The sequence below is a fragment of the Butyrivibrio sp. LC3010 genome, from assembly GCF_000424385.1.
Classification (GTDB): Bacteria; Bacillota; Clostridia; order Lachnospirales; family Lachnospiraceae; genus Butyrivibrio.
Genome location: NZ_AUJU01000004.1, coordinates 1 through 12,973 on the forward strand (window position 1 = coordinate 1; position 12,973 = coordinate 12,973).

The following is a 12,973-nucleotide window of genomic DNA, read 5'->3' on the forward strand; positions in this document are numbered from 1 at the left end:
ATTATAGCATGATTTCATACCCATGTATTACACTGCACAAGAATTAAAGTTACCATTCACGTTTTATAATGCTTTTGTCTCGGAGCGCAGCGGCCTTCGCCCGCGCCCACTAGTGTACTGACACATTGACAATTAATCAAAGTCGCTCCCTGCCTTAAAGGACAGGGTACAGCGATTTGAGTTTGATTCTTGCATCAGATGTTTTTTAATTGCCAATCTACAGTTTCCCTTCGTGAGAAAGAAAAACAGCTTGAGTATGATATCTTCTCTGGCTTAGTACCTAACGGTGGGAATATTACAGTATTGGATCTGGTTGAAAAATACATATCTCTGAAAACGGGCGTGCGTCATAACACCATGGCAAACTACAAATTCGTTATAAACATTCTCAAGGAAGAGAAATTCGGCAAACTTCGTATAGATAAGGTAAAGCAGTCCGACGCCAAGAAATTTCTGATTGATCTTCAGAGGAATGGACGGGGATATAGTTCTATACATTCCATAAGAGGTGTTCTTCGCCCAGCGTTTCAAATGGCTTTTGTAGATGACCTGATAAGAAAGAATCCGTTCGATTTCCAGCTGGTTTGACAAGAATGATATGCCCATGGTTGCGCTGAAAGTTAGGAGAATACAGGGATGATAAGAATTCTATTCGTCTGCCACGGCAGGATTTAATGCCAAAGCGAAGAATGGCGAAAATAAGCCATTTGTGGGCAGAGTGGTATCTGTTTTACACCCCGTTTACACCTTTTGAGGTGAACTACCCGATGAATGATGAAAGCACTTTGCATAATGCAGGGTGTTTTTTCTTTGGATTGATTGACGAAAACTTTGGTTTGGGATACAATTTCTTTGGATTCGGAGGACAAAACTATGGATTATAGACAGATAAAAAAACAGGCAAATGAAATACTTAAGAACAAAACAGCAGAATGCTCGTATATAGAATACAAGGCATCAGAGCAACAGCTGGATAAAATATTAAAAACCATCTGCGCGTATGGAAATAACTATTACAACAATGATATTCAATATATTTTTATAGGTGTAGAAGAGGAAAACAATGAAGAACAGAAAGCTATCCCTGTGCTCCCGATTAAGGGGATTGCTGAAGGGAGACTGGAAAAATGTAAAAATAGCATTAATGCACTGCGTTCCTTTTTATATCCCAATGTTGCGTTTGAAGTAGTAGCAAATGATATGGATGGAATCAGTTATTTGCTTATTATTGTAAAGCGCCAGACCGGAGGTCCTTTCATGGTGGTTGAAAAAGCTGAAAAAGACAAAAAGATTAGTCTTAAGCCGGGAAGATATGTGAGAATTGAAGCTGACACCCGTCTTGCGAGAGTAGACGAAGAATATGATCTGCTGCGAAAGTTTTCCAATTTTCATTATAGCTCGATTGTAAGCTCCGGGGCATCGATTGATGATTTAAGCGCTGATTTACTCAGAGAATATTTTTCCAAGACAAGCTCAAGACAGATTAGTGATGGAATGGATAAGAAAGAGCTGGCCAAGGCTTTGGACTTGCTTGATAAAAATGATCCTGCGGATCGACGCGTGAAAAACTATGCTGTACTCATGTTTTCCGAGCATCCGGAAGATCGTATTCCATATGCATATACGGAACTTATTGTTGATATGTTTGGCACAAAAAGAAAGATGGAATCCAAAGTATTGAAAGGTGCAGTTTGGAAACAGTATTATGCTGCGTTAGAGTACATCAATAACAATTTCTTAAATGAATTGGTTATACGTGATGATGGCAACTCAGATAATCGTAAAATTGAGAACTTCACGTTTATTGCACTGGAAGAATTGCTTGCAAATGCCATTGTTCATAACAACTATGAAAATGGTAAGCCAATCCAAATATATGTGTCTGAAAAACAGATAAACATTGTGAATTATAACAAGCCGTTACCGCCTATACGTATAAGTGATCTGAATGAGAGAACGTTCTTTAACGAACGAGACACGGAAAATCCTGAAATCAGGGATATGTTTAAAGCATTAGGCATTATAGAATCTTTCGGAACAGGTATCGGGGAAGCCAAAAGATCAATGCGGGAAAATGGATCTCCGGATCTTTTTTATAAGACTTTCGATGTAAATGACAACGTTACTTCTGTGGTTATACCTGTAAATGAAGAATACTATGAAATAAAAAATGGCTCCAAACCAAAGAAAAAAGTTTGGATTGAGACTGAAACCAAAGATTTCAAGCAGAAAATCTTGGATTCGGGGTATACAAATAAAATAAAACAAAACGTATTGAAGTTATATGAGGAAATCGGGACAGAGGTTTTTGGGAATTCTCGAGTAGTCGAAATTCTGGGATGTTCGGAAGTGACAGCAACGTCCTATTTGAAAAGGATGGAGGATGAACTGAAGATCATTGTTCCGGTAGAAGGAATGGGAAAAGGGAAATATAAGTTTTCTGTATAAGTAATAGAAAAGGTTATATGGTGAAATTCTGTTGTTTAGTAGCTGTTTGATCGAAAATGGAGGAAAGGAATGCTCTCTGATGTTGTGAAGCATGATGAGTGAAGGGCGTGGTGTTTATGGTAAAGAAAACAATGAATAGTTTGTTCCTGAATTATCTTCTACAAAGCCAGGACAACATCGAAGCAAATGTTGAAAAATGGACCAAGAATTTTAATATCGCTGAGAATATAGATGAAATATCTGAAACACTTATATGAAATTACTCCATCTGGATTAAGAAAAGATTTATATATTAGAAATGCCTAAGGTGACTTCTCATGTGTGCAGACACACGTTCTGTTCCAAGATGGCTAAGACCGGTATGAATCCAAAGAGCCTGCAGTATATCATGGGACATTCGGACATCAGCGTTACATTGAATACATATACGCATGTGAAATTCGAGGATGCAGAGGCGGAGATGAAGAGGGTATCTGTGATTTAAATTTGTATCAAAAACGTACCCCCAGCAGACCCCTTTTTCCAAAATTCTATGGGATTTTATGGTAGATTATGAGACTTTACGGTGATTATGAATAGTGGTCGAAAGCCCAGTAATAGTGGGATATGAGGCCTTATGAGAGGATATGAGAAATAATGATAAAAGTGCTTTTCATCTGCCACGGCAATATATGTACCCGCTTCTAAAAGTGGCATAAATAAGCCATTTCCGGGTAGATGGATATCTGATTTACACCTCGTTTACAACTTTTGATGGTGAACTCCCGACTGTTGTATAAAACGTAACTAAAAATTCAATTATTTTTGGATATATTACGCATTGATTTTATTGTTTATAAAAGGTATATTTTATTTAAGAAAGCGTGCTTTCTTAAGTGAGGCTAACACTATAATCTGAAACACTTGTCGATTGATGATGCAATCGATAGTTGGCAGGCAACACTAAAACCTGTACTTTGCTTTATAGCAGTTGGCAGACAACACTAAAATTAGCCATTAAAGAGAGCGAGTCACACAATGGTGTGACCACTCTCTTTTAAAATGTAAAGATTTTTTAGGAGCTTATATGAGCGGATATACTATAGATGAAGCTAGAAGAATTGCTATAAATTGCGCGTCAAGTTATAAATCATCTCTTGAGGATAAGCAGTTTATCATTATCTATAGAGACAAAGATACAAATATGATTAAGCACATAGAAGTTGTTTTTCTCGCAAGAAACTATCAGCATTTAACAGGTCTTAATATGATTGATGAGGCTGGCAAACTTCTTGATCATCATTCAGAATTCTTTTATAAAAAATGTGTTGAGAAAAAGCTTAGCTGTGATGAAATAGTAATGCGAATGGATGGAACCACTCAGCTTAAGCTTGAAGCTCTTCCAGCAATAACCAAATTTACATCTATAACCAAAATAGTTGGTGATAGCAACAATAACCAACCATATCTATACGTAGAAAAAGTGGTAGGTGGTGTAAATTTATGCTTAGGTCTCAGAATGGACGAGAAAATACATGAATATGTACCTGTATCAGCATTAAAAAAAGACATTAAAACATTAACAAATGCTCCGTCCCAAGTACTTGCTATATTTGAACGTGATTATGGAGATAATAAAGTATATTCCAAAATACGACATGTAGCTAAGGGGCTAAATTTAGGTACAATAAAATTTCCCACGGAAGTTTCTGATAAAATTTCACTAGAGAATTATATGCCAAAAAAGTGCTGAAACATGTGGGGTTATCTGCTATTATAATTATATGAATCGTAGTGGCTATCTTCGGATTACACTTGGAAGAACCTGATGCATCGGGTTCTTTTTTCATTTTGAAAGGAATAATTATGCGTCCGACAGAACATGACCTTAATTCTTTGAGAAATATAATAAGAAATCTTCAGGATGAAAATTCAAATCTCAAAAAGCTATTAGATGAAAATAACATTTCCTACAGTGCAGATAATGTAATCGATACTGTCGACATTTCCGATGAATACGATGATGATCAGGCAGGTAGAATTATTCATACCACACCTGATCTTGATATGGCCAAAGAATTCTATAGCTATTTCTGGGGACGTACAGATGTTTACGCAGTGCGTGGCAAAGTGGGCGGATATTTCCCTCGTTGCAAAGCATGGTGGAATAATCCCTCTTGCCCTAAAAAAGCCGACAAGAAAAAATTCTGTGATGAGGATTGTATATATAAGGAGTGGGATGAACTGGTTCCATGGAAGATTCTTAATCATCTAAAAGGTCAGAGAGATGATTGTACGGATGTTATAGGTGTATATCCGTTATTTCCCAATAACACATGCCGTTTTCTGGTCTTTGACTTCGATAATCATGAAAAGGACGCTTATAAAAACGACGATGCTAATACAGACGATTTATGGAAAAGCGAAGTCGATGCGCTTCGTCATATTTGCAAACTTGCCAATATTGATGCACTAACTGAAAGATCACGCTCTGGAAAAGGTGCTCATATATGGATATTCTTTAAAACTGCAATTCCAGCAGCTTTAGCGCGTAGCTTTGGATTTGCCCTATTAGATAGAGGTGCTTCTTATATCAATCTCCCCTCTTTTAAGTACTATGACCGTATGTATCCTTCCCAGGATGTTTTGAGTAAACTAGGAAATCTTGTCGCACTACCTCTTCAGGGTCGTGCGTTACTCAGAGGTAATAGCGCATTTATTGATGAATCTTGGAATGCATATCCCGATCAGTGGGAAAAGCTAAGATCCATGAAGAAAATTTCATTAGAAGAAGTCTCTTCTTATTTACAAGAGTGGAACAAGGAGCAGATGTCCCTTATACCTGTAACTAAATATGCTAAAGATAATGGGCAAATACGTCCTTGGAAAAAGGATGAACGTTTCTTTGCCCAAAATGTTATAGGAGGTGAATTACACATAGTATTAGATGATGGTACTTATGTGGATGCACTTAATCTGTTGCCTCCCATCCAAAATCAGATTAAAGGTATGGCAACAATAGATAATCCTGAATTTGCCAAGAATAAGCGTATAGGGCATTCAAATTACTACAATTTAAGTACTATATCCATGTGGAAAGAAACTGAAGGATATATAAAAGTGCCCATTGGATTGTTAGAAAAAATCATATCAAAATGCAATGAAGCAAATATCTCAGTTGACATAAATGATAAGCGTTCCTACGGAAGACCCATCAGAGTAGATTTTAGAGGTGAACTTAGGGAGCAGCAACAGTTAGCATCAATGCAACTTGAGAAGTATGAGAATGGCATTTTGTGTGCTCCGCCTGCTTTTGGCAAAACGGTATTGGCTGCCTATCTCATAGCAAAGCGTAAGGTTAATACTCTCATATTGCTTGAAAACACAGAGCTTCTCCCGCAGTGGATAGATGAATTTAAGAGATTTTTAACTATAGATGAAATGCCTCCTGTATATAAAACTAAAACGGGACGTGAAAAAATGCGTGACAGTGTGTTTGGAACGCTTATGTCAGGAGTTGATAAAACGACAGGAATAATTGATTTTGCAATGATTGGCTCAGCCTATCATAAAGGGCAATTCTTTGAAAATATAGATAACTACGGAATGGTTCTATGTGATGAATGCCATCATGTAGGTTCAAAACAAGGTCAAGCATTAATGAGCAGAATACGTGCTAAATATGTATATGGCCTTTCAGCTACACCTGAGAGGAGCGACCATCTGGATGATATTGTATATATGCTCTTAGGCCCCATAAGGCATAGATATTCTGTAAAAGAACAAGCTGATGCATGGGGACTTGATAGATATGTTTATCCCAGATTTACTCGTATCGTCAATATTTCCGGTGAAAAACTGGAGATATATAACGCCGATAGTCTTATTGCAGAAAGTAGTGTCAGGAATGAACAAATAATTTCTGATGCAGAACAATGCATTCAGAATCAGCGCACACCAGTAATCTTAACCAAACTAAAAAAGCATGCCGAAACACTGTATTCCTTATTACAAGGTAAGGCGGATCATGTTTTCCTGATTTATGGAGGGCAAAGTGCTAAACAGAATCAGGAAATAAAAGAAAAAATGATTTCCATTCCTAAAGATAAGTCTCTTATTCTTATAGCTACAGGCCAAAAGATAGGTGAAGGATTTAATTTCCCGAGATTGGACACTCTCCTGCTAGCTGCACCTATCAAATTTGAAGGCAGGCTGACACAATATGTCGGCAGACTAAACAGATCCTATGATGGCAAAAAGGATGTTATCGTTTATGACTATGTTGATACACATATAAGCTTTTTTGACAAGCAATACAAAAGCAGACTCAAATCATATAAAAAGATGGGATATCAGATTATTTCCGAACCGATAGTAACCAAGCAAGTAGCCAATGCTATTTATGATAGCCGTGACTATATGGAAATATTTGAAAAGGATATGATTGAAGCAAATAAAGAAATCATCATTTCAAGTCCTAATATAAGCAGAATGAAAGTTGAAAGAATGATTTCTCTAATAAAACATCGTCAGGAATCAGGTGTTGCAGTGACGGTCATAACAAGTAGCCCTGATATGGTTGGGTATGGTGATGCAATTGACATACATATCCTTATAGATGAGATGAGGCGAAGCGGAATTATTGTCAGAACCACTGACAACGATTGTGAGCATTATGCTGTGATAGATAAAAAGCTTGTGTGGCATGGCGGAATGAATCTATTAGGAAAAGCTGATTTTTATGACAATCTTATTCGTGTAGAAAACGAGCAGGCAGCTGCTGAATTGCTAGAAATTACTGAGCAAGTTCTCGTTGGTAAGAGATGATAAAAAATGCCTGTAGTAACTTAAGGATATGGAAATATAGGCAGGAAGCTTTAACTATTCCTTCTTGACTCCATATTTCATATTATTCATAAATCTGTGCTATCATAGTCCTATTGCGACGACAGATAGGCATCGAAAAAAATATCCGGCACGTCTCGGAATATTCAGGAGTAATAATACATGATAAAAATACTATTCGTCTGCCACGGCAATATTTGCCGTTCTACAATGGCAGAATTTATAATGAAGGATATTGTTAGAAAACAAGGTTTGGAAGAAGAATTTCATATTGAGTCGTCAGCAACACATACTGATGAGATATGGAATGGGCAGGGAAGTCCTGTGTATCCACCGGCTAGGGAAAAGCTTAAAGAGCATGGAATCGGAACACCTGAGAATGAGCTTGGGGTAAGTATGAAACGTGCAAGGCTTACAAGTAGGACTGACTATGATAGGTTTGATTTTATCATCGGTATGGATAGTGCAAATATCCGCAATCTGGAGAGGCTCTTTGGCGGAGATCCTGAGAACAAAGTTTATAAGATGCTGGAATTTGCAGGGAGAAATGGTGATGTAGCTGATCCATGGTACACTGGTAATTTCGATGATACGTGGGATGACTGCTCAGAAGGATGTCATGGTCTCTTTAGAAAAATTGTGACAGATCCGGAATATTCAAAGATTCTTAGTGAGAGTTTGGATTTTGATGAAGAGGATTATGATGATGGCGACAGAGGCTTGATATTTGATGACTTTCCGCGAGGATGACAAGACCTGATGTTTGATGGTTTACCATGAGGATGATAAAGGTCAGATGTTTGATGACTTTCCGCGAGGATGATAAAAAGTCTGATATTGGATTTTTTGTGAAGATAATAATGACTTATATTGGAGTTTTAGGTTTATGATAAGAGATGTTGAATTGGACAGCATATCAGACGGCAGAAAATATGAAGCCGGTGATCTGGCAAAACTTGGCGTCGGTGATTGCAGTGGCTGTCATGCCTGCTGTTGTGGCATGGGAGATACTGTTGTCCTTGATCCATACGATGTTTTTAGTATGGAAAAGGGGCTGTCGAAGAAATTTGAAGAATTGCAGAAAGATAGCATTGATCTGAGAGTTGTTGACGGTATAATTTTGCCATGTCTTAAAATGACGGGGAGTGCCTGTGGTGAAAATGAGGCCTGTAATTTTTTGAATGATGAGGGAAGATGTAGTATTCATGCATTTCGCCCGGGATTCTGCAGGCTTTTCCCTTTGGGACGCATTTATGAAAATGAAACTCATAAGTATTTTCTTCAAGTTGATGAATGTCAAAAGGAGAGACAGGCAAAAATCAAGATTAAGAAATGGATCGGAACACCGAATTTTGCTCAGTATGAAAAATATGTAGATACCTGGCATTATTTTATAAAAGGTATTTCTGAGAGAACCGGTGAGATGGGAGAAGATCAGTTAAAAGCGGTAAATATGGGACTTCTCCGTACTTTTTATGCAATGGATTATGATGTTAATGCGGATTTTTATCCCCAGTTTTACGACAGACTAGCGCGAATAGGGTTATAGGGTTCTGCTTTTTTAAGAAAAACAATGAATTTTACACGACTATAAATGAAGGATATGGCATAAGAGATGAACTACGTTTATGAAACACATTTACACACAAGAGAAGGGAGTGCCTGCTCTTCGACGGCTCCTGAAGATTACATCGAGTATATGATCAAATGTGGTTATAGTGGCTTTATCGTGACTGATCACTTTTTTAACGGAAACAGTTGCATTCCCAAAGAGCTCTCATGGGAGGAGAGAGTAGAGAGATATTGTCAGGGATATGAGAAAGCACTTAAGGCGGCAGAGGGAACTGAACTCACGGTTATGTTTGGAATTGAGTATAATTTTCAGGGTGATGAATTCCTTCTTTACGGGGTGGATAAAAAGTGGCTTGTGGACAATCCTGATTTATTGGAAAAATCGAGATCTGAGGTTTATGAGCTTGTGCATCAATATGGCGGAATAATGATTCAGGCTCATCCCTACAGAGAACGAGGATATTTGTCAGAAATTCACCTGACGCCCTCTGCAAGCGATGGAGCAGAAGTATATAATTCGGGGAATCCTGATTGGCAGAATGCCCTTGGATATCAATATGCATTGGATCAAAACCTCAGAATGGCAGCAGGATCTGACATACATGCATTATCAGTGATAACGATGGGAGGCATGAGTTTTCCTTACAAAATATCATCAATTGAGGAATATGTGGCTGCTTTTATGAGAGGAGACGGAACACCGGTGTTCAAAGTAGATCCAAAGTCACAAGACAGTGTATTTATAGAGGTCAGGAATTCCAAGTCTCTTACTCAGATTTCACAGAACGAAACTCTTCCTGTGATCTGGCATTAAAGACCGGAAATATAAAAATATAATTTACATTAAAAATTCACATTTTGCTGATATCATAAAAATTGTTTTGAGATTATTGTATGGGTAGTATAATATTCTCAGGCAATATAGTTATTATTCGTTTGGGAGGAGAATGATATGAGTCAGGAAAAAGTTGATGCTTACAAGAAGGAAAAGAAGGGCAGAAAGGCCAGACTTGCAAAGCACAAGAGAAATATGAAAATAGCAAAAGGCGTTTCAGTTTTGGTCTTAGTTGCTGTTTGTGGTTTTGCAGGTTGGAGAGTGTATGCTTCAAATCATCAGGCTGAACAGGTTGCTGATACTGAGATTTCTGAGGATGTAGTTCCTACTTCTGATACTGCTGAAGATGTTAATGCAACGGCAGGAGATACTGAAACAACAGAAGAAGCTGCTTCAGAGACTACAGATGATACAGCAGCAGAAGCTGCATCAGAGACAACAGATACTGATGAAACTGCAGAAGACGCTTCTGAGAATAATTAAGATAACTTTATTTTTTCGTCTATAAAGGTATATGTAATAAAAACTCCGTCAGAAAATTAAGATGCAGGTTAACAAAAAGTCTACAGTTAAATAATTGAATGGTTAGTTTCTTTACAGTACTGAAATATTAAACTGAATTAGGAAAGGATTACGATTCTCACTTGGATCGTAGTCCTTTTTTTATCATATTAAACACTATAGCGATTTATCGAAAAACGATAAAAAGTTATTGACACTCAATAGTGGCCATGATATAACAAAATTAGTTCGTAGCTATGGCATTCAACGACACAAAGGGAGAGACATCAAAATGGCTAACAGATTAAATGTTTGGTTTAAGAGGTTTCTGGATTTAAGTATTATTATAGGAATCTTTATAGAGGTGACAGTGCCCATAGGACTTAGGAAGGCAGTGGAGCAGACTATAAAACTGAATGGGGAGACTTCTGAGTATGCAGCAATAAATGATCATTTTTTATTTGCGGTGATTTCGATAATGCTTGTAGGGGCATTTGCACTTTTGATTTTATATGAACTTCGGAAAATGATGAAAACCGTTATTTCGGATGATTGTTTTGTTCAGGAAAATGTTACAAGTCTGAATCGTATGGCTTACTATGCTTTTGCCATTGCGGCAATCAAGATTTTTAGGTGTTTTGTTTACTTCACATTTGCGGCAATCATTATAGCGGGCGTTTTTCTCTTTGCCGGAGTTTTGAGTAAAGTACTGGCAAAGGTATTTGACAGGGCTGTGAGTTATAAAGAGGAAAATGATCTCACAATCTGAAATCGGGCCGGGGGGAAGAAATGGCAATTGTAGTTAATTTGGATGTAATGATGGCAAAGAGGAAAATCGGGCTTACCGAGCTTGCAGGAAAAGTTGATATTACTCTGGCCAATTTATCAATATTAAAAAATAACAAAGCAAAGGCTGTAAGATTCCAGACATTGGAAGCAATATGCAGAGAGCTGGACTGTCAGCCAGGTGACATACTGGAATATGTACCTGATGAGGAGGAAAACCATGGAAAATCAAATTAATGAAGTTGTGGGGAATAACGAGAATAACAATAGCTGTTACAATAATTCCAATCTTGCGGTCAGCCCTGTTGCACAAGGGAACGGGCCTACATATCATTACGGCAACATGACAACTGTAAATAAAAATGCATATGCACCTGATGCGGAATCCTTTGCTAAATACGGACTGATAGCCTTGATATATGCAGCAATGCGAGTGTTTTGTCTCTATAGCAATCAGTCAGGCATTACCTATTCGATTTATATGGCAGGAACGCTGGCACTTATAGCATGGGCCAGACGCAGGGATGGATTATCGATTTTTAAAAGTAAAAATGGTAAAAGTGCTCTGAATTTATTTTACATTATTTCGTTAATGCTGCTTTCAGTTTCTAAGTGCATGACTACAAATACCGAACTTTTATGGCTTGACGGATTGGCAATAAATCTGCTCATGTTCAGCTTTGTGATCTATATGTATGTTGATACAAAGGGATGGGATATAGTCGGATGGTTCATCGCAATAGTGATAACTGCATGTAAGCCTCTGATAAACATCATCGATCCTGTTAACGACTTTGTGGGCTGGGTAAAAAGTCGCGGAAACAAACTTAGCAGTGAAAATAAGGCTACTATTCTTGCAATACTTGCAGGCCTTTGTGTTGCAATTCCTCTGCTGGCAATAGTAATTCCGCTTCTTTCTTCTGCTGATGCAGTATTCTCAAATAAAATCGGAAGCATTTTTGATTTTATCATAGAGTTTGATTACATCCTGGATTTAGTGGGTATTACATTATCTGCAATATGGTCAATATGGCTTTTTTATACAGTGATCAAAAGCCTTCAGAAAAAAGGAATAGAAGTTGATGCAGATAAGAGAGCAGGCTTTAATCCTGTGATGGGAATTACATTTATAGGTATTTTGAGCATTGTCTATCTGTTCTTTAGTGTGATTCAGATTGCGGGTCTTTTTATGGGAAAAATGGCTTTGCCCAAAGGCTATACCTATGCACAATATGCGCATGAAGGCTTCTACCAGCTTTTGGCTGTGAGTATAATGAATCTTGCTCTTGTGACATTGTGCAAGAGACTTTTCAAGGAAAATATAGTGCTTAAAATTCTTCTCATGGTAGTGGGAGCGTGCACATACATTATGATTGCATCAAGTGCATATAGGATGATCTTGTATATCAGCGTTTATCATCTTACATTCATGAGACTGTTTGTACTTTGGTTTCTGGTTGTTATTTCTTTATGGCTTGCGTATCTGTTAGTCAGTCTGGTATATGAGAAGTTTCCGGTTTTTTCATGGTGCATGGTTACTGTTACCGTAATGTACATCGCGTTTGTATTTTCAAGTCCGGACTATCAGATTGCAAAGTATGATCTTCAGTTTGTCGATAGTGAAAGAATATCATCAGAGAGATATAATACGGACAGTATTCAGACTTATCTTACATATGATCTGTCAATGGATGCCGTGCCTGCTTTTGCTGATAACAGAGAACTTCTTATGAATTATAGGGCAAACAATTATGAATACTCACTGGTCAAGGATAGGAAGCTTTCATTTAATGCAATAAGGGAGTTTAATTTCTCTGAGTACAGGGCTCGCAAGATTATTGAAAAAGCTATGAAATCAAATTGAAAGAAACTATAAATAACAATTACTGAATACGAAAAATCGACATAAATTTTAATAAAAATCTAATAAATATAATGCCTTTGATGTGTTAGAATTATTGCAGATGGCAATTGCGTAAAATAATTGCACAAAACACATTTGAGGCA

12 protein-coding genes and 2 pseudogenes are annotated in these 12,973 nt (G+C 37.4%); all 14 read left to right on the plus strand.

What is annotated here, in order from left to right; translation table 11 throughout:
• Positions 1-213: 213 nt before the first annotated feature.
• A pseudogene (locus G622_RS21520) lies at positions 214-582 on the plus strand (site-specific integrase); the annotation flags it as partial.
• A 92-nt stretch (positions 583-674) separates the two neighbouring features.
• The gene (locus G622_RS0104085; RefSeq protein ID WP_026509636.1) at positions 675-884 is read left to right on the plus strand and encodes a hypothetical protein; all 210 of its coding nucleotides are present in this window, start codon (positions 675-677) and stop codon (positions 882-884) included.
• Positions 874-2,448 (plus strand): RNA-binding domain-containing protein, encoded by a 1,575-nt coding sequence (locus tag G622_RS21525; protein WP_049945668.1) that lies wholly within the window; start codon positions 874-876, stop codon positions 2,446-2,448. The genes G622_RS0104085 and G622_RS21525 overlap by 11 nt, the downstream gene beginning before the upstream one ends.
• 116 nt (positions 2,449-2,564) lie before the next feature.
• Positions 2,565-2,705, plus strand: coding sequence for a hypothetical protein (locus tag G622_RS25670; RefSeq protein WP_155831411.1), 141 nt, complete (start codon positions 2,565-2,567; stop codon positions 2,703-2,705).
• 29 nt (positions 2,706-2,734) lie between these two features.
• A pseudogene (locus G622_RS0104100) lies at positions 2,735-2,932 on the plus strand (tyrosine-type recombinase/integrase); the annotation flags it as partial.
• A 582-nt stretch (positions 2,933-3,514) separates the two neighbouring features.
• On the plus strand, positions 3,515-4,180 hold the full coding sequence (locus G622_RS21530; protein ID WP_044957097.1) for a PBECR4 domain-containing protein: 666 nt from the start codon (positions 3,515-3,517) through the stop codon (positions 4,178-4,180).
• Between the two features lie 113 nt (positions 4,181-4,293).
• The gene (locus G622_RS0104110; RefSeq protein ID WP_026509638.1) at positions 4,294-7,254 is read left to right on the plus strand and encodes a TOTE conflict system archaeo-eukaryotic primase domain-containing protein; all 2,961 of its coding nucleotides are present in this window, start codon (positions 4,294-4,296) and stop codon (positions 7,252-7,254) included.
• 180 nt (positions 7,255-7,434) lie between these two features.
• The gene (locus G622_RS0104115) at positions 7,435-8,022 is read left to right on the plus strand and encodes a low molecular weight protein-tyrosine-phosphatase (RefSeq protein ID WP_026509639.1); all 588 of its coding nucleotides are present in this window, start codon (positions 7,435-7,437) and stop codon (positions 8,020-8,022) included.
• Positions 8,023-8,158: 136 nt separating this feature from the next.
• Positions 8,159-8,821: a YkgJ family cysteine cluster protein gene (locus G622_RS0104125; protein WP_026509640.1), complete on the plus strand. Its 663-nt coding sequence runs from the start codon at positions 8,159-8,161 to the stop codon at positions 8,819-8,821.
• A gap of 66 nt (positions 8,822-8,887) precedes the next feature.
• Positions 8,888-9,658 carry a PHP domain-containing protein gene (locus G622_RS21535; protein WP_049945669.1) on the plus strand — a complete coding sequence of 257 codons (771 nt, stop codon included), beginning with the start codon at positions 8,888-8,890 and terminating at the stop codon, positions 9,656-9,658.
• A gap of 138 nt (positions 9,659-9,796) precedes the next feature.
• A complete protein-coding gene (locus tag G622_RS21540) occupies positions 9,797-10,162 on the plus strand; it encodes a hypothetical protein (protein ID WP_044913561.1) in 366 nt (121 codons plus the stop codon).
• 310 nt (positions 10,163-10,472) lie between these two features.
• The gene (locus G622_RS0104140; protein WP_026509641.1) at positions 10,473-10,949 is read left to right on the plus strand and encodes a DUF2975 domain-containing protein; all 477 of its coding nucleotides are present in this window, start codon (positions 10,473-10,475) and stop codon (positions 10,947-10,949) included.
• A gap of 20 nt (positions 10,950-10,969) precedes the next feature.
• Positions 10,970-11,203 (plus strand): helix-turn-helix domain-containing protein, encoded by a 234-nt coding sequence (locus G622_RS0104145; RefSeq protein ID WP_026509642.1) that lies wholly within the window; start codon positions 10,970-10,972, stop codon positions 11,201-11,203.
• On the plus strand, positions 11,187-12,830 hold the full coding sequence (locus G622_RS0104150; protein WP_026509643.1) for a DUF4153 domain-containing protein: 1,644 nt from the start codon (positions 11,187-11,189) through the stop codon (positions 12,828-12,830). The genes G622_RS0104145 and G622_RS0104150 overlap by 17 nt, the downstream gene beginning before the upstream one ends.
• The last annotated feature ends 143 nt before the right edge of the window (positions 12,831-12,973 follow it).